This window comes from Dietzia sp. Die43, assembly GCF_024519835.1.
GTDB classification, from domain to species: domain Bacteria; phylum Actinomycetota; class Actinomycetes; order Mycobacteriales; family Mycobacteriaceae; genus Dietzia; species Dietzia kunjamensis.
This window is the reverse complement of sequence record NZ_JALJRF010000003.1, coordinates 47,625-64,123: the sequence shown is the minus strand read 5'-3', so window position 1 is coordinate 64,123 and position 16,499 is coordinate 47,625. Positions and strand designations below refer to the sequence as shown.

The window sequence follows — 16,499 nt, the reverse complement described above, 5'->3', positions numbered from 1 at the left end:
ACGGATGTGTTACGGGGCACGGCCTTTCTCTCGGGTCGCGACGCACGTCACGACGGATCCCACGTCCCGGCCCGTCAACGGCCGAGGTGGCTCGGGCTCAGAATAGGCGTGTGACCCCTGGGTCGTGGGACCACTGCTGAGCGCCAAGCGTAACCGCTGGGGGGCGTGTGCGACCACGTGACCGGCCCGGAACGGGGCCGGGCCCCGTCCCCCGCAGCGCGGAGAGCGGGGCCCGGGGGGCCGGACGCGATCAGTGCGAGTGACCGGCGTGCGAGTGACCGCCGACGGCCTTCTCCTCGGGCTTCTCGACGATCGCCGTCTCGGTCGTGAGGACCATACGGGCGACCGAGCAGGCGTTGACCACGGCGGAGGAGGTGACCTTCACCGGGTCGATGATCCCGGCGGAGACCAGGTCACCGTACTCCCCCACGGCGGCGTTGAAGCCGTCGCGAGGGCCCATCTCGGCGACCTTGCTCACCACGACGGAGCCGTCCTCGCCGGCGTTGGCGGCGATCCAGAACAGCGGTGCCGACAGCGCCTTGCGGACCACGTTCACCCCGACGGCCTCGTCGGCGTCAGCGGTGTCGGCGGCGAGCCGCTCGAGGGCGGCGGCCGCCTGGACGAGCACGGAGCCACCGCCGGCGATGACACCCTCCTCCACGGCCGCCTTGGCCGAGTTGACGGCGTCCTCGACGCGGAGCTTGCGCTCGGTCAGCTCGGTCTCGGTGGCCGCACCGACGCGGATCACGGCGACACCGCCGGCGAGCTTCGCGACGCGCTCCTCGAGCTTCTCGCGGTCCCAGTCGGAGTCGGTGGCCTCGGCCTCTCGGCGGAGCTGCGCGACTCGGGCGTCGACGTCGGCCTGGTCGCCGGCGCCGTCGACGATGATCGTCTCGTCCTTGGACACGGTCACACGTCGGGCCTGACCGAGGACGTCGAGGCCGCACTCCGACAGCTTCATGCCCAGGTCGGGGCTGATGACCTGCCCCTTGGTGACGATCGCCAGGTCCTCCTGGAAGGCCTTGCGCCGGTCGCCGAAGAACGGGGCCTTGATCGCGACGACCTTGAGGGTCTTGCGGATCGAGTTGACCACGAGGGTCGACAGCGCCTCGCCGTCGACGTCCTCCGCGATGATGAGCAGCGGCTTGCCGGTCTCGGCGACCTTCTCCAGCAACGGCAGCAGATCCGGCAGGGAGCTGATCTTCTCCCGGTGGATCAGAATCAGCACATCCTCGTGGATGGCCTTCTGCTCGTCGGGGTCGGTGACGAAGTACGGCGAGAGGAAGCCCTTGTCGAAGGCGATGCCCTCGGTGACCGACACCTCGGTGTGCAGCCCCTGGGACTCCTCGACGGAGACGACGCCGTTGACTCCGACGGCGTCCATCGCCTCGGCGACCATGCGGCCGATCTCGGGGTCACGCGACGAGACGGTCGCCACCTGCGAGACGGCGTCCGAGCCGGAGACCGGTGTCGCTGCCGCGCGGAGGAACTCCACGACGGCGGCGGAGGCCTTCTCGATGCCCTTGCCCATCGCCATCGGGTTGGAGCCGGCCGCCACGTTGCGCAGCCCCTGGCGGATGAGCGCCTGGGCGAGCACGGTGGCGGTGGTGGTGCCGTCGCCGGCGACGTCGTTGGTCTTGGTGGCGACACTCTTGACCAGCTGGGCGCCGAGGTTCGCGAACGGCTCGGAGAGCTCGATCTCGCGGGCGATGGAGACACCGTCATTGGTGACGGTGGGCCCGCCGAAGGCCTTGGCGAGCACGACGTGGCGGCCCTTCGGGCCGAGCGTGACCTTGACTGTGTCGGCGAGCTCGTCGACACCGGCGAGCATGCCCTTGCGGGCCTCCTCGTCGAACGCGATCAATTTGGACATCGATGGAACTCCTGGAGGGAAGTGGGTGGTCGTGACGGGCGGGTACCGCGGGGTGAGACACCTCCGCCCCGGTGGTGCCTGGCTCTGGCCGGCGCCGCCGGGGCGGGGGTCAACAGCTCACGTCAGTCGATGACCGCGAGGACGTCACGCGAGGAGAGGATCAGGTACTCCTTACCCTCGTACTTGATCTCGGTGCCGCCGTACTTCGAGTAGATGACCTTGTCCCCCTCCTTGATGTCCATGGGGATGCGGTCGCCGTCCTCGTCGAAGCGGCCCTTGCCGACCGCGACGACGGTGCCCTCCTGGGGCTTCTCCTTGGCGGTGTCCGGGATGACGAGACCCGACGCCGTGGTGGTCTCGGCCTCGAGGGCCTGGACGAGAATCTTGTCCTCAAGCGGCTTGATCGCCACGATGATCCTCCCGTATGGGGTGTGGCCGCCCGGATGCCGGGCGACTCGGAGTGTGGTTGAACAGATCGGGACGCCGTTAGGCGGCCCGTGGTTTGTGTACGACCCGGGCTGCCGCGTGCACCGTCGCGGGTGGCGCCCTCGGAGCTCCGTGTCTATTGGCACTCTACACAGGCGAGTGCCAGCACTCAAGGAAACCGCGTGCGGGTTCGCCTCCACGGTGTCTGACGCAGATCGGAGAACGGGCGGCGGGGGTCGACGCCGCGGGTAGGCTCACCCGCACCGCACGGACATCAACCGGACCACCCCCTCTGCCCGACCCGATCCCGATCGAGTACAGCGAGGCCCAGAAATGACCGCAGTCGCGCCCCCGGACATCGTCACCGCCGCAGTCGAGGGCGGGGAGGCGAAAGCCGACGCCCCGGGGTGGCAACTGGCCCTCCGCGGCTTCCTCGCCGTCTACCTGCTCGGCGCGGCCACCCTTCTGGCCGTCGTGGCCACCGAGGCGACCGGAGTGGCGATCCTCGGCGCCGTGCTCTTCCCACTGGGCCTCACCATGGTCGTCCTGCTCGGCTGGGAACTCGTCACCGGCGCCTACGGGCTGGTCCCGCTGGCCGCGATGGAGGGCCGCATCCGGGCGCGCGACTGCCTACGGATCTTCGGCTGGATGATCCTCGGGCACACTGTCGGCGGGCTCGCGGCGGCGTGGATGCTGACCTCCGTGCTCACCGGGATGGGGACCGAACCCGACGCCACCGGGGCCCAGGGCCTGGTGGACCTCGCAGTGGAGAAGACGGTGGCCTACAAGGAAGCCGGCGTCGTCACCGGACTCGGTTGGGTGACGTTGAGCGCCGTGCTGTGCAACTGGCTGGTCGCGCTCGGCGTGATCATGTCGTTCTCCTCCACGAGCACCTCGGGCAAGATCCTCGCCATCTGGCTGCCGATCCTCACGTTCTTCGCGCTCGGTTACGAGCACGCGGTCGTCAACCACTTCACGATCCCCGCGGGCATGATGCTCGGGGCCGATGTGAGCATCACCGACTGGCTGCTGTGGAACCAGATCCCGGTGCATGTCGGTAACTTCATCGGCGGGATCACCCTCGCGGGGTTGGGACTTTACTTCGCGCAACGGACGCGGGTCGACCGCTCCCCCGGGGCACCGGCGGGCCACACCCACCCACCCCAGGAGTGACCTCCTCGTATGCACCCACCCGAGAAGCCAGGGGATCGGCCCGACGGGCCGCGCCGCCGAACCGGGTCCGACGGCACGCCGGGATCGTTCCACCCTCCCGGGACCAACACACTGGCCGTCGTCGCTCTCGTGATCGCCGTCGCGAACGTGGTGTTCGGCTCGTTCCTCGGCCTGTTCGTGCCGCTGGTCCCGGCCGCCGTCGCGGTCCTCGTGGTCGCGATCGGACACACGTCCCTCAGGCAGATCACCCGCAGCGGCGAGGCCGGAAGGGAGATGGCCGTGTCCGCCCTCGTGATCGGCTACCTTTGTCTGGCCGGGGTCGCCGCGTTCCTGCTGATGGCCTTCACGTTCACCACAGTGGGGATGGCGCTCCTCGGCTACTAGGCGATGGGGCCGGTCACGGCGACCGTGGTGATGAGGCGACCATGGTGATCAGGCGACCTGGGTGACCTCGACCGGCAGCCCGGGGTCGGCCGCCACGGTCAGGGGGCTGGGGTCCGCGTCCGCGGCGAGGAGCGCCGAGGCGATCCCCACCACCATGGCGCCGTTGTCGGTGCACAACCGCGGCCGCGGGACGCGCAGGGTCAGGCCCGCGTCGGCACACCTGCTCGCGGCGAGGTCACGCAACCTCGAGTTGGCGGCGACCCCGCCACCCACGAGCAGGGTGTCCACGCCCAGGTCGGTGCAGGCCCGGACAGCCTTCATGGTGAGCACGTCGGCCACCGCCTCCTGGAACGAGGCCGCGACGTCCGCCACGTCGAGCTGCTCGCCGTCGCGTTCGGCGGCCTCGATGCGTCGGGCGACCGAGGTCTTGAGCCCGGAGAAGGAGAAGTCGTGCCGGGCGTCGCGTGGTCCGGTCATCCCGCGCGGGAACGCGATCGCCGTGGGGTCACCGGTGCCCGCGAGCCGATCGATCACGGGCCCGCCCGGGTACCCCAGGCCGAGCAGCCGGGCCACCTTGTCGTAGGCCTCCCCGGCCGCGTCGTCGACGGTCGACCCGAGTTCGACGACCGGCTCGGTGAGCGAGCGGACGTGCAGCAGCTGGGTGTGCCCACCGGAGACCAGCAGGGCCACGCACTCGGGAAGCGGGTCACCGTCGAAGCCCGCGACGGCGACGTGGCCGACGAGGTGGTTGACGGCGTAGAACGGGGCCCCCCACGCGGCCGCATAGGCCTTGGCGGCGGACGACCCCACGAGCAGCGCCCCGGACAGGCCGGGTCCGATGGTGGCGGCGACGGCGTCCGGCCGCTGCAGCCCCGCCTCGGCGAGGGCGGCGCGAACGGTCGGCACGAGCGCCTCGAGGTGGGCGCGGGAGGCGATCTCCGGGACGACCCCGCCGAACCGGGCGTGCTCGGACATCGACGAGGCGACCACGTCGGACAGCAACTCCGCGCGGCCGTCGTCGTGCACGCGCGCGACGGCGACCCCCGTCTCGTCGCACGAGCTCTCGATCCCCATGACGGTTCTCACCGGTCGCTCACCTTCCCTCCGTCGTTCTGCCCTCGCGCTCCCGCCGGCCGCACCATGAGGTGCGCGTCGGCCCTGCTGGGCCGGTAGTACCGGGGACGCAGCCCCACCACCTCGAACCCGTGGGCCTCGTACAGGGTGCGGGCCGGGACGTTGTCGGTCCGCACGTCCAGCACCACCGGCGCCGCGTCCGCGTCCGCCACGTCGAGCATGCGGCGCAGCAGCGTGCGCCCGATCCCCCGCCCCTGGTGGGCCGGATCGACCCCGATGGTGTGCACCTCGTACTCACGATCCCCCTCGGGTCCGAGCACGGCCAGCACGGCGTAACCGACGAGGACCCCGTCCGCCCGCGCCGCGAAGCAGTGGGTGTGCCGGGAGCCGATCTCCGACAGGAACGCGGCGGCCGACCACGGACCGTCGGCGGGGAACAGCACCCTCTCGAGGTCGGCGCAGCGCATGGCGTCGTCGGCGACCAGATGGTCGTGCACGATCGCGTCCGGCGGCGTCCCGGTCACCGCCGGACCCCCCGCAGCGCGGTCGAGGGTGCGGCGCGCCGGGGCGGGACGGCGTCGGGCCGACGCAGGTAGAGCGGTTCCAGCGGCGCCGGGGCCGTGCCCGCGAGGAGGTCGGAGGCCGCGACGGTGACGAGGCCGGCGGGGTCGGGCGCGGTGACCGCCTCGAGGATCCCCGCGGCGGCGTGACCGGCGGCGGTGACCTCTCCCAGGCGTACGGGGTCGCCGACCAGGTGGTCGACGCCGTCCGCGTCGATCCCGGCGGCGGGGCCCACCGTGGGGCCCGAGGTCCGCGTGCCGTCCGCGGAGTAGCGGGCGTGGTAGGCCTCCCGGCGGCGGGCGTCGGTGACGACGACGAGGTCTCCGGTCGACCCGGCGGCGCGCGCGGTGGCCGCGAGCCCGTCCAGCGAACACACCCCGTGGACCGGCCTGGAGATGGCGTCGGCGAATGCGGCCGCGGTCGCCATCCCGACGCGCAGGCCGGTGAACGGTCCCGGACCGATGCCCACGACCACGGCGTCGAGCTCGCCCGGCGTGAGGCCCGCGGCGGTGAGGCACTCGAGGATGTGCGGGGTGAGCAGCTCCGCGTGGGCGCGGGCGTCCTCGGTGACCCGGGTGGCCAGTGCATCCACCTGCGGGTCCCGGTCGCCGGGCACGAGTCGGCACACCCCTGCGGTGACGAAGGGCGTGGAGGTGTCTACGGCGAGGACGAGCACGGGGTCAGGGTACCGCCGGGCCGGGTGCGGGACCGTCCGAGGCGTCCCGGCGCCAGCTCGCCGTCCGGACGTCGGTGCCGTCGGGCCGTCGCAGAGTGACGACCAGTGGCGCCTCGACGAGGGAGTCGACGAATCCGGCGCCCCACTCGACGACCACCACGTCGCTGTCGAGTGCCGTGTCGAGATCGAGCGATTCCAGTTCGTCGGCCAGGTCGCCCCTGGTCGGTTGCGGACCGTCCGGGTCCTGACCGCCGAGCAGTCGGTAGGCGTCGACGTGGACCAGCCCCGGACGGCCGGGCGTCGCCGGGGCGTGGCGACGGGCGATGACGAAGGTCGGCGAGGTGACGCGGCCGCGCACCCCAAGGCCGGCGGCGATCCCGGTGGTCAGGGCGGTCTTGCCGGCGCCGAGGGGCCCGTCGAGGACCACCACGTCGCCGGCCCGGAGCAGGCCGGCGAGCTCGACGCCCAGTGCTCGGGTGTCCTCCACTGTCGGCAGGTCACACTCCCCGGGGACGCGGATCGTCACGAGGCCCTGTCGTGGTCGGTGGACGGGGGCTTCTCCCCGCCGGCGCTCCGGTCCGGCGGGGGCGTGGCGGCGCGGCCCACGCCGTCGGCGCGACGCTCCCGCTCCCGCCATTCGATGACCGCGTCGGCCACGAGGTCCCCCAGCACCTCGGACACGTGGGCGGGCTCCTCCAGCATCACCATGTGCCCGGCTCCCGGGACCACCACGAACTCGGCGTCCGGCAGTTCCTCGACGATGTCGACCGACCGGTCGAGCGGGGTGAGCAGGTCGCGGTCACCGCACAGGACGGTCGTGCGGACGTCCCGCAGGACGGGCACGGCGGCCGACTCGTCGTGCTGGGTGAGGGTCTCGAAGAAGTTGGCGATGGTCAGCACGTCGGTCGAGCCGATGAGTTTGTCCACGAACCGGGCGACGGTCGGGCTCATCGTGGCGGGGTCACCGAACGAGCCGCCGTAGATGAACGGCGAGATGAGCGCCCCGAGGGCCCGCCGACCGTTGGTGAACACCCCGGGACTCCGGCCTGCGAGACCGGCGAGCCGCGCGACGGATTTGTTGTCGAGCACCGCGCCGAGCCCCGCCTCGGAGAGCTCGGCCATGGCGGTGGAGACCAGCCCGGCCCCCAGGACGCGCTCCCGTACGGTCTCCGGGTGGCGCGCGGCATATCCCATGACCGTCATCCCGCCCATGGAATGCCCGATCACCACCACCGGACCGGTGGGTGCCGTCGCCGAGATGACGGTGTCGAGGTCCCGGGACAGCTGGTCGATGGTGGAGTTCTTCCGCGAACTCATCCCGCTCAGCCCGTGTCCACGCTGGTCGTAGAACACCATCCGGATCTCCGAGCCGAACCGGTCCGCGAGATGCCGCCGCTGGAAGTGCCAGCTGTCCATCGACAGGGTGTAGCCGTGGGCGAACACGACGGTCATCGGCGCATCGGTGGGCCCGGCCTCCCGCACCGCGAGCGGAACGCCGTCGGAGGCCGCGACCATGGAGCCACGGTCCACTCCGAGTTCCCACATGTCCTCGCCGGCCCACGGGTCGTTGGCCCGTCGACCGGGCAGCAGCGTGACCACCGAACCGAGCGTGGCCGCACCGAGGGCTCCCAGGCCCGCACGCAGCCCTCCCGGGGTCCGGATATGCTCCCTGATTGCCTCGAGATCCCCGGGCGCACCCCCCACGACCTGGGGTGGTCGGATCTCCACCGGCCCCTCGGCCGCGGACCGGGCCGGGCGTCTGGGCAGACGGATCCGGGGCCTTCCGCTGCGACCGGTCACCTCGCCGTCGTCGTCGTCCTCGCTCATATCGCGGCCTCCCGCCCCCGGTCGGCACCGTGTGACGCACGAAGGACGTGGTGCCTCTCGGCTCGCCCCCGCACCGCGGTGACCACCTCGTAGTGGATGGTGCCGACCGTCCTGGCCCACTCGGCGGCCGTGGGGCCGCCGTCGGCCCCGTTCCCGAACAGCACCGCGGTGTCCCCCACCCGGACCGGCGTGGCGGGCTCCGGGCCGAGGTCGACGACGAACTGGTCCATGCAGACGCGGCCGACGTTCGGATACCGGCGTCCGCCGATCGTGACGTCCATCCGGCCCGACAGCAGCCGCCACACCCCGTCGGCGTAACCGGCAGCGATCAGGGCAACGGTGGTGTCGTGGGGGGCGTGCCACGTGTGCCCGTAGCTCACGCCCTGACCGGCGGCCACGCGCCTCACCAGGAGGACCTCCGCCGAGAACGTCATGGCCGGGACCAGGTCGGCCTCCAGGCCCTCGACCGGGTTGAGACCGTAGAGCGCGATCCCCGGCCGGACCATCTCGAAACCGTCCTCGGGGCGGGTCAGGGTCGCCGCCGAGTTGGCGTGGTGGTTGACCGGGCACTCCAGCCCCCGGGCACGCGCGAGGGACACGCACTCGTGCAGCCTGGCCACCTGCAGGTCGATCACCGGGTTGCCCGGATCATCGGCGTGGGCGAAGTGCGCCATCAACCCCGTCACCTCGACGAGACCGCCGGCGGTCGCCGCGACCAGCCGCTCGAGCACGACCGGCCAGTCCTCCAACGCGATGCCCGACCGGGCGAGACCCGTGTCGATCTTGGGGGTGATCCGCGCGCGGCGGCCGGTACGTCGGGCGGCCTCGAGAACGGTGTCGAGGTGACCCGGGCTCGGGACGGCGAGGTCGATGTCGGCCTCCAGGGCCGACCGGACGTCATCGGACGCCGAGTAGAGCCACGCCAGGATCTCGGCCCCGATCCCCGCCGACCGAAGCTGCGTCGCCTCCGCGATGGTCGTCACGCCGAGGGCGTGCGCGCCACCGCGCAGTGCGGCCAGTGAGACCGGGACGGCCCCGTGACCATAGGCGTCCGCCTTGACCACGGCCATGACCCGCGCCCCGCGCGCAGCTCGGACCAGGACGCGACTGTTGTGCTCGATCGCGTCCAGATCGATCTCGGCGCGGCACGGCGCCGGGGGGACAACTGGACCCATTTCGTCAATACTGCCAAAAAGCACCACCGGTGGGCGATTCACGCCCCCCGCAGGGCGGAGATCGCTCCCGGCACTGCTGCCAGCAGATCGGAGGCCCCGATCGGCGCACCCGCCACTCCCTGGCGGTGCGCGGCCCGCCGCGCGGCCTCCCCGTGCGCCGTCGCGGCCGCGACCGCCGGCCACGCCAACGACTCCCCGGGAACGGAACCGCCCACGCCCCTGCCACCGACCACCGTGCCACCTACATCCATGCCACCGACACCCATGCCGCTCGCCAGCAGCGCGCCCGCCATCCCGGCCAGGACATCGCCCGAGCCCGCTGTCGCGGCCCACGAGGAACCGACATCCACGGCGAACGTCGTCTCGCCGTCGTCTATCAGGGTGACCCGCCCCTTGAGCAGCACCGTCGCCCCGATCCCGCGCTCGCGCAGACCCGCGACGAAGCGGCGCAGCGCGCCGGGGCGGTCCCCGCGGTCCCATCCACCGGTGAGGCGGTCGAACTCGCCGGCATGCGGGGTGAGCAGTACGGGCGCGGTGGCGCTGCGCAGCAGCACGGGGTGGGTGGCGATGCAGGTGAGGGCGTCGGCGTCGAGGACGGTGGGCCGTCCCGTCGACAGGACCGCGTCGATGTCGGCCACCGCGTCGGTCCCCGTCCCGCCGCCCGGCCCCACCACCCACGCCTGGGCGGTGCCGGCCTCGGCCACCGTCGGGTGGCACACCACCTCCGGTCGGGCCGCGAGCACCGCCCCCGCGGCGGATCCGACGTACCTCACCATCCCCGACGTCGCCGCCACCGCGGCGGACGCACACAGCACCGCCGCCCCCGGGTACCGGTCGGATCCGGCGCGCACGGCCACGACGCCCTGGGTGTACTTGTCGTCGGCCGGGCCGGGCACCGGCCACGTGCGCCCCACCTCGGCGCGGGAGTGGGCGACGACAGTGTTCGGACCGGCGCTCAGATAGTCCGGCACGCGCTCCTGCATCTGCAGACGACGCGCCTGCGCGGGATCCGTGGGATCGATGAGGCCGATATCCACCACCTCGACGCGGCCGCACACCGGCGAAGCCAGCAAGTGGGCCCGCCGCAGCAGCCCGAACGTCACGGTGAGGGTGGCGGGAACGTGGGCGTCGTGGACGGTGCCGGTGTCGGCGTCGACCCCGCTGGGCAGATCCACTGCGACCCACGGAACCCCGGCCGCGGCCAGGCCGTTGACGATCCGGTCGGCCGGCTGGCGCAGCGGTCCGCGTCCGCCCAGGCCCACCACGCCGTCGACGGCGACATCCGGGACCGGAAGACGAGAGCCCACCGACTCCGTGTCGTGGATCCGCCCGCCGACACGGCGCAGGGCGACCAGGCCGCGAGCGTGTGCGCGGTCCGGGTCGAGCATCACGGCGTCGACGCGACAGCCACGGGCCCGGAGCATCGCGCCGGCGTAGAGCGCGTCGCCCCCGTTGTCGCCGGCACCGACCAGCAACTGCACCGTCCGGCCATAGAGGCCCCCGGTGCGCTCCCTCAGGAGGACGGCGGTGTGGTGGGCCACCCCGGCCGCGGCACGGCGCATCACCGCATCCGGGTCCCCGGAGGCTGCGGCGGCGGCGATGAGCGGGCGCTCGGCATCCCTGATCTGCCCGACCGGGTGAGCGCGCCTCATTGCCGTGGCCCCCGCCGTCCTACTCGACCGTGACGGACTTGGCGAGGTTCCGCGGCTTGTCCACGTCGTACCCCCGCGCGGCCGCGACCTCGGCCGCGAACGCCTGGTACGGGATGGTGGCCAGCAGCGGCTGCAGGAGAGTGGTCGACGCCGGGATCGGGATGAAGTAGTCCGACAGCGGCCGGACGACGTCGTCACCCTCCTCGGCGATCACGATGGTCCGCGCGCCGCGGGCCCGGATCTCCTGGATGTTGCTCACCAGCTTCGAGTGCAGCACCCCGCGGCCCTCGACCGGCGGCATCACGATGAAGACCGGCAGGCCCTCCTCGATGAGCGCGATGGGCCCGTGCTTGAGTTCGCCCGCCGGGAAGCCCTCGGCGTGCATGTACGCGAGCTCCTTGAGCTTGAGCGCGCCCTCGAGGGCCGTCGGGTAGCCGACGTGGCGCCCCAGGAACAGCACCGACTTGGCGCCGGCGAGCTCCCGGGCGATCCCGCGGACCGGGTCGAGGGAGTCCACGACCTTCTGGATCTCGTGCGGCATCTGCTCGAGTTGACGGAACTCGGCGGCGACCTCGTCCGGGTACTTGGTGCCGCGGGCCTGCGCGAGCGCGAGGCCCACGAGGTAGTTGGCGGTGATCTGCGCCAGGTACGCCTTCGTCGACGCCACACCGATCTCGGGACCGGCGTGCGTGTACAGGACGGCGTCAGCCTCGCGCGGGATCTGCGAGCCGTTGGTGTTGCACACGGCCAGGACGCGCGCCTTCTGGGACTTGGCGTGGCGGACCGCCTCGAGGGTGTCCGCGGTCTCGCCGGACTGGGAGATGGCCACCACCAGCGTGGAACGGTCCAGGACCGGGTCGCGGTAGCGGAACTCCGAGGCGATCTCGACCTCGCATGGCAGGCGCGTCCAGTGCTCGATCGCGTACTTGGCGACCATGCCGGAGTGATAGGCGCTGCCGCAGGCGACGATGAACACCTTGTCGATGTCCCTCAGGTCCTGGTCGGTCATCCGCTGCTCGTCCAACACGATGCGGCCGTTCTGGAAATGGCCCAGCAGCGTGTCGGCGACCGCCTGCGGCTGCTCGGCGATCTCCTTGAGCATGAAGTAGTCGTAACCGCCCTTCTCGGCGGCGGCGAGATCCCAGTCGATGTGGAAGGGGCGCCCCTCGCTGGGCTCTCCGGCGAAGTCGGTGATCTCGTAGGAGTCGGCCCGCAACACCACGACGTTGTCCTGGCCGAGCTCGACCGCCTCGCGGGTGTGCTCGATGAACGCCGCGACGTCGGAACCGAGGAACATCTCGCCTTCGCCGACGCCCAGCACCAGCGGGGTCGAGCGGCGCGCGGCCACCAGGACGTCCGGGTGGGCCGCGTGGCTGAAGACCAGGGTGAACGCGCCCTCGAGGCGGCGGAGCACGGTGCGGCACGCGGCGACGAAGTCACCGCCGCTGCGGCCCGACTCCATCTCGCACCGCACCAGGTGGGCAGCCACCTCCGAGTCGGTGTCGGACTCCAGATCGACCCCGGCGGCCTCGAGCTCCGCGCGCAGCGGGGCGAAGTTCTCGATGATGCCGTTGTGCACGATCGCGACGTCGCCCGAGACGTGCGGGTGGGCGTTCCGGTCGCTCGGGCGACCGTGGGTGGCCCAGCGGGTGTGGCCGATGCCGGTGGTACCCGGGAACCCGTCCCCGCCCGCCGCCGTGAGCTCCGCCTCGAGGTTGGCGAGCTTGCCCTCCTTCTTCTCGACCCGGGAGGTGCCCGCGCCGTCGAGGACGGCGACACCAGCCGAGTCGTAGCCGCGGTACTCCATCCGCCGCAGGGCCTCGACGACGACAGGGAGGGCGGGCCTGTGCCCGACATATCCGACGATTCCGCACATGGCCGCTAAGTGTAGCCACGCAGTCCGGGGACCCTCGCCCCTTCGTCGCCCCCGAGGCGATACTGTGGCCATCGTGGCCAAGAAGACGAAGGAACTGCTCGCCCGGGTGTCCCGACGCGGCCCCTACGGTGTCGACAGGGGCGACCTCGGTTTCACCGGGACGCCGGGGGTCGTGTTCGTCCCCCGCGGCGCTCCGTCGCCGGCCCCGCTCGTGGGTTGGGCCCACGACTGGACCAGGGGGCCCGAGGACTACGTCGACACCCTCAAGCATCTCGCGTCGTGGGGGTTCGTGGTGGTGGCGCCCGCCTCGGACCGCGGCCTGAGGCCGAACCACCAGCACTACGCGGATCACCTGTCCGCCGCGCTGGAGGACGTCCTCCAGGCCACCCTGGGCCGTGGGGCCGTCCGGGCAGATCCACACCGGATCGCCGTGGCCGGGCACGGTCTCGGCGGCGGGGTCGCCGCGCTGCTGGCCTCCCAGCGCACCGACATCGACGGGGTGGTCATGGTCTTCCCCACCGAGACCGTGCCCTCGGCCGCCGATCGGGCGATGACCGTCGACGCCCCCGCCCTGCTGCTCTCGGGTGCGGGCGGGGTCCACTCCGAGGACGCCCGCGATCTGCAGCGCCTGTGGCGCGGCGACCTGGTACACCGACGCCTGGAGAAGGCGATCGAGACGGGTCTGGTCGAGCGCAACCCGCTTCTCGAGCGGGTCGGGTTGGCGGACCCCGACCTCCGCACCCATCGGGCCGTGCGCCCGCTGCTGGCGGGGTACCTGCTGGCCACCCTGACCGACGACGACACCTATGCCGCGTTCGCCGATCCGGAGGCGGAGTTCAAGGGCACCGTCACGGTCACCCACGAGATGCTCGACGAGGAGGCCGACGACCTGCTCGCCAGCGCCCCGCCGATGCTCAAGCTGGTCAAGTCCTTCACGGGCGGCTGATCGCCCTCCGGGGCCCGGTCGCCGGGCCCGGCGCAGCAGAGCGCACGGGCCCGGCCGGTCACACGGCGGCGACCACGCCCGCCAGGCGCTCGGCGACCTCGCCGGCCAGGTTCGCGTCCTCCGCCTCGACCATCACGCGGACGAGCTGCTCGGTGCCGGAGGGACGCAGAAGCACGCGGCCTGTGGAGCCGAGCCTGCGCTCCTCCCCCACCACGGCGTCACAGACCGCCTCGGATGCCACGACTGCGGCCTTGTCCTCGACCGGCACGTTGACGAGCACCTGCGGCAGCACGGTCATGACCCCGGCGAGCTCGGCCAGCGACTTGCCGGTCTCCGCCATGCGGGCCATGAGGCGCAACCCGGTGAGCACGCCGTCACCGGTGGTGGCGTGGGCGGGCAGCACGAGGTGCCCGGATTGTTCGCCGCCGAGGCTGTACCCACCCTCGCGCAGACGCTCGAGAACGTAGCGGTCGCCCACCTTGGTCTCGGTGATCTCGATCCCGGCCTCCCGCATGGCGACCTTGAGCCCCAGGTTGCTCATGATGGTGGCCACCAGTGTGTTGCCGACGAGTTCCCCGGAGTCGCGCATCGCCAGGGCCAGGATCGCCATGATCTGGTCGCCGTCGACAACCTCGCCGGAGGCGTCGATGGCCAGACACCGGTCCGCGTCGCCGTCGTGCGCCAGGCCCAGGTCGGCGCCGTGCGCGCGCACCGCGGCGCGGACGTCGTCGAGGTGGGTGGAACCGCAGTTGTCGTTGATGTTGTAGCCGTCGGGGCTGGCGTGGATCTCGATCACCGTGGCGCCGGCCTCGCGGTAGGCGCGCGGGGCCGCCGCGCTGGCGGCGCCGTTCGCGCAGTCGACGACGACGACGAGCCCGTCCAACCGGCCCGGCGTGGCATCGAGCAGATGCCGGACATAGCCGTCCAGGGCGTCCTCCGGCGTCGCCCGCGAGATGCGACCGATCGCCGAGCCGGTCGGCCCGGTGATGGCACCTTCGGTGAGGGCGGCCTCGACACGGTCCTCCACCTCGTCGGCCAGCTTGTGGCCCCCGGCGGCGAAGAACTTGATGCCGTTGTCCGGCATCGCGTTGTGCGAGGCCGAGATCACGGCACCCAGCTCGGCCTCGTGCTGGGCCGTGAGGTGGGCGACGGCCGGGGTCGGCAGCTCGCCGACGAGCAGGACGTCGACCCCTTGACTCGCCAGGCCGGCGGCCAGGGCGGCCTCGAGCATCTCCCCGGAGACACGGGGGTCACGGCCGACGACGGCGACGGGCCGGGATCCGGACCGCCGGGGCGACGGCTCGACCTCGGTCGCCAGGACCGCCGCGGCGGCCGCCCCCAGGCGCACGGCCAGGTCGACGGTGAGGGTCCGGTTGGCGAGTCCGCGGACCCCGTCGGTGCCGAACAGTCGCGTCATATCGTGTGGTCCTCCGAGGGTGGTGGTTCGCCCCGCCGCGGACGGTGGGCGTGAATGGCCGGGTCAGGATAACCCCGACCCACAGTGCAGTGGGCAAATGGACCGGAGCAGGCCCCCGCATACGCAGGGGCCTGCTCCGGTGACGCGACCCGGGTGGATCAGCGCTTCGAGTACTGCGGGGCCTTACGGGCCTTCTTGAGGCCGGCCTTCTTGCGCTCGACGGCACGGGCGTCGCGCGTGAGGAAGCCCGCCTTCTTGAGCGCCGGGCGGTCGTCCGGCGAGTACTGGATGAGCGCGCGGGCGATGGCCAGACGCAGCGCGCCGGCCTGACCCGAGGGGCCGCCACCGTGGAGCAGTGCCACGATGTCGAACTGCTCGTCGCGCTCGACGAGGACCAGCGGCGACTTGACGAGCTGCTGGTGCACCTTATTCGGGAAGTACTCCTCGAGGGTGCGGCCGTTCAGGGTGAACTGGCCGGAACCGGGGAGCAGGCGCACGCGGGCGACGGCTTCCTTGCGACGTCCGACGGCCTGGGCCGGACCGGAGGTGACGGTCGACCCCAGCTGGGCGTCGGCGTCGGCGACGAAGTCGGTGCCACCGGCGTAGTCGGCCTCGCTGTAGTCCTCGGCGACCTCGGCGGCGAGGTCCGCCACCACGTCGTCGGCGACCTCGGCCTCGGGGGTGATGTTCTCGTCGGTCACTGGGCCACCTGCTTGATCTCGAAGGGCACGGGCTGCTGGGCGGCGTGCGGGTGATCGGGACCCGCGTACACCTTGAGCTTGGAGGCGACGGCACGGCCGAGCTTGTTGCTCGGCAGCATGCCCTTGACGGCCTTCTCGACGACGCGGTCGGGACGGGTGTCCATGGCCTTGCCCAGGGTCTGCGACTTCAGGCCGCCCGGGAAACCGGAGTGGCGGTGCTGCACCACGCGGTCACGCTTGTTGGACGAGATCGCGACCTTGTCGGCGTTGATGATGATGACGAAGTCGCCGGTGTCGGCGTTCGGGGCGAACTGCGGCTTGTGCTTGCCACGGAGGATGTTGGCGACCTGGACGGCGAGTCGACCGAGAACCACATCAGTGGCGTCGATGACGTACCAGGCGCGCGTCACGTCCCCGGGCTTGGGGGTGTACGTGGACACAGGCGATACCTCTGTCTGTCTAGTGGGCTGCCGGCCGGGCGGGCGCCCTCCCCCTCGAACGGCGGCCGGTGGTGACCCGCGCGAGGTGGTCCACCGCCCCACCAGGGGACGACATGGACGCCGACGGTCAAGACTACCGGCCGGGACCACTCACTCCAAGTCGGCGATCACGATCCCCCGCCCATCGGTTAGACTCTCCCCGGTTCCCGCCCTCGTAGCTCAGTGGATAGAGCACGGCTCTCCTAAAGCCGGTGTCGGAGGTTCGATTCCTCTCGGGGGCACCACCCACAGCGGCCGG

Annotated in this window: 16 protein-coding genes and 1 tRNA gene; 4 read left to right on the top strand and 13 right to left on the bottom strand. The window is 72.1% G+C overall.

From position 1 onward, the window contains the following. Positions 1 to 250: 250 nt before the first annotated feature. On the bottom strand, positions 251 to 1,873 hold the full coding sequence (groL, locus tag NR111_RS03170) for a chaperonin GroEL (protein ID WP_256819874.1): 1,623 nt from the start codon (positions 1,871 to 1,873) through the stop codon (positions 251 to 253). Between the two features lie 122 nt (positions 1,874 to 1,995). Beyond that, positions 1,996 to 2,289, bottom strand: coding sequence for a co-chaperone GroES (gene groES, locus NR111_RS03165; RefSeq protein WP_181694306.1), 294 nt, complete (start codon positions 2,287 to 2,289; stop codon positions 1,996 to 1,998). Between the two features lie 343 nt (positions 2,290 to 2,632). Between groES and NR111_RS03160 the strand changes: the two genes are divergently transcribed. Together NR111_RS03160 and NR111_RS03155 are read left to right on the top strand one after the other, a co-directional pair. Next, positions 2,633 to 3,472, top strand: a complete 840-nt coding sequence (locus NR111_RS03160; RefSeq protein WP_256819873.1) for a formate/nitrite transporter family protein — start codon at positions 2,633 to 2,635, stop codon at positions 3,470 to 3,472. 9 nt (positions 3,473 to 3,481) lie between these two features. Beyond that, positions 3,482 to 3,856 (top strand): DUF4190 domain-containing protein, encoded by a 375-nt coding sequence (locus NR111_RS03155; protein ID WP_256819872.1) that lies wholly within the window; start codon positions 3,482 to 3,484, stop codon positions 3,854 to 3,856. Between the two features lie 48 nt (positions 3,857 to 3,904). On the opposite strand, the gene tsaD is transcribed toward NR111_RS03155, so the two are convergent. The 8 genes from tsaD to glmS are packed head-to-tail and all read right to left on the bottom strand — an operon-like array spanning position 3,905 to position 12,697. After that, the gene (tsaD, locus tag NR111_RS03150; protein ID WP_256819976.1) at positions 3,905 to 4,930 is read right to left on the bottom strand and encodes a tRNA (adenosine(37)-N6)-threonylcarbamoyltransferase complex transferase subunit TsaD; all 1,026 of its coding nucleotides are present in this window, start codon (positions 4,928 to 4,930) and stop codon (positions 3,905 to 3,907) included. A gap of 8 nt (positions 4,931 to 4,938) precedes the next feature. Further along, complete coding sequence (gene rimI / locus NR111_RS03145; protein ID WP_185951475.1) at positions 4,939 to 5,397, bottom strand: ribosomal protein S18-alanine N-acetyltransferase; 459 nt, start codon at positions 5,395 to 5,397, stop codon at positions 4,939 to 4,941. Between the two features lie 53 nt (positions 5,398 to 5,450). Beyond that, positions 5,451 to 6,167: a tRNA (adenosine(37)-N6)-threonylcarbamoyltransferase complex dimerization subunit type 1 TsaB gene (tsaB, locus tag NR111_RS03140; protein ID WP_256819871.1), complete on the bottom strand. Its 717-nt coding sequence runs from the start codon at positions 6,165 to 6,167 to the stop codon at positions 5,451 to 5,453. Between the two features lie 4 nt (positions 6,168 to 6,171). Then, the gene (locus NR111_RS03135; RefSeq protein WP_256819870.1) at positions 6,172 to 6,693 is read right to left on the bottom strand and encodes a tRNA (adenosine(37)-N6)-threonylcarbamoyltransferase complex ATPase subunit type 1 TsaE; all 522 of its coding nucleotides are present in this window, start codon (positions 6,691 to 6,693) and stop codon (positions 6,172 to 6,174) included. Beyond that, the gene (locus NR111_RS03130; protein WP_256819869.1) at positions 6,690 to 7,994 is read right to left on the bottom strand and encodes an alpha/beta fold hydrolase; all 1,305 of its coding nucleotides are present in this window, start codon (positions 7,992 to 7,994) and stop codon (positions 6,690 to 6,692) included. The genes NR111_RS03135 and NR111_RS03130 overlap by 4 nt, the downstream gene beginning before the upstream one ends. Next, entirely contained in the window at positions 7,991 to 9,178 is a 1,188-nt protein-coding gene (gene alr, locus NR111_RS03125; RefSeq protein WP_374210682.1) for an alanine racemase, read from the bottom strand. Before alr ends, NR111_RS03130 begins: the two co-directional genes overlap by 4 nt. A 29-nt stretch (positions 9,179 to 9,207) precedes the next feature. Continuing rightward, positions 9,208 to 10,821, bottom strand: a complete 1,614-nt coding sequence (locus NR111_RS03120) for a bifunctional ADP-dependent NAD(P)H-hydrate dehydratase/NAD(P)H-hydrate epimerase (protein WP_256819868.1) — start codon at positions 10,819 to 10,821, stop codon at positions 9,208 to 9,210. A gap of 19 nt (positions 10,822 to 10,840) precedes the next feature. Further along, positions 10,841 to 12,697, bottom strand: a complete 1,857-nt coding sequence (gene glmS, locus NR111_RS03115) for a glutamine--fructose-6-phosphate transaminase (isomerizing) (protein ID WP_067712623.1) — start codon at positions 12,695 to 12,697, stop codon at positions 10,841 to 10,843. Between the two features lie 73 nt (positions 12,698 to 12,770). On the opposite strand from glmS, the gene NR111_RS03110 reads away from it, so the two are divergent. Continuing rightward, positions 12,771 to 13,643, top strand: coding sequence for a dienelactone hydrolase family protein (locus NR111_RS03110; RefSeq protein ID WP_256819867.1), 873 nt, complete (start codon positions 12,771 to 12,773; stop codon positions 13,641 to 13,643). 58 nt (positions 13,644 to 13,701) lie between these two features. Here NR111_RS03110 and glmM read toward each other — a convergent pair whose 3' ends face one another. The 3 genes from glmM to rplM form a co-directional block, all read right to left on the bottom strand. Continuing rightward, positions 13,702 to 15,060 carry a phosphoglucosamine mutase gene (gene glmM / locus NR111_RS03105; protein WP_256819866.1) on the bottom strand — a complete coding sequence of 453 codons (1,359 nt, stop codon included), beginning with the start codon at positions 15,058 to 15,060 and terminating at the stop codon, positions 13,702 to 13,704. Between the two features lie 158 nt (positions 15,061 to 15,218). Beyond that, complete coding sequence (gene rpsI / locus NR111_RS03100; protein ID WP_069389715.1) at positions 15,219 to 15,761, bottom strand: 30S ribosomal protein S9; 543 nt, start codon at positions 15,759 to 15,761, stop codon at positions 15,219 to 15,221. Next, positions 15,758 to 16,201 (bottom strand): 50S ribosomal protein L13, encoded by a 444-nt coding sequence (gene rplM / locus NR111_RS03095; RefSeq protein WP_007627425.1) that lies wholly within the window; start codon positions 16,199 to 16,201, stop codon positions 15,758 to 15,760. The genes rpsI and rplM overlap by 4 nt, the downstream gene beginning before the upstream one ends. A gap of 208 nt (positions 16,202 to 16,409) precedes the next feature. On the opposite strand from rplM, the gene NR111_RS03090 reads away from it, so the two are divergent. After that, positions 16,410 to 16,485 (top strand) — tRNA-Arg (locus tag NR111_RS03090). Positions 16,486 to 16,499: the final 14 nt, after the last annotated feature.

What these genes read in the sequence shown, in the direction of transcription:
- groL (WP_256819874.1), bottom strand. Translation starts at nt 1,873, where the DNA reads ATGTCCAAATTGATCGCGTTCGACGAGGAGGCCCGCAAGGGCATGCTC.
- NR111_RS03160 (WP_256819873.1), top strand. Translation starts at nt 2,633, where the DNA reads ATGACCGCAGTCGCGCCCCCGGACATCGTCACCGCCGCAGTCGAGGGC.
- NR111_RS03155 (WP_256819872.1), top strand. Translation starts at nt 3,482, where the DNA reads ATGCACCCACCCGAGAAGCCAGGGGATCGGCCCGACGGGCCGCGCCGC.
- tsaD (WP_256819976.1), bottom strand. Translation starts at nt 4,930, where the DNA reads ATGGGGATCGAGAGCTCGTGCGACGAGACGGGGGTCGCCGTCGCGCGC.
- rimI (WP_185951475.1), bottom strand. Translation starts at nt 5,397, where the DNA reads ATGCGCTGCGCCGACCTCGAGAGGGTGCTGTTCCCCGCCGACGGTCCG.
- NR111_RS03130 (WP_256819869.1), bottom strand. Translation starts at nt 7,994, where the DNA reads ATGAGCGAGGACGACGACGACGGCGAGGTGACCGGTCGCAGCGGAAGG.
- NR111_RS03120 (WP_256819868.1), bottom strand. Translation starts at nt 10,821, where the DNA reads ATGAGGCGCGCTCACCCGGTCGGGCAGATCAGGGATGCCGAGCGCCCG.
- glmS (WP_067712623.1), bottom strand. Translation starts at nt 12,697, where the DNA reads ATGTGCGGAATCGTCGGATATGTCGGGCACAGGCCCGCCCTCCCTGTC.
- glmM (WP_256819866.1), bottom strand. Translation starts at nt 15,060, where the DNA reads ATGACGCGACTGTTCGGCACCGACGGGGTCCGCGGACTCGCCAACCGG.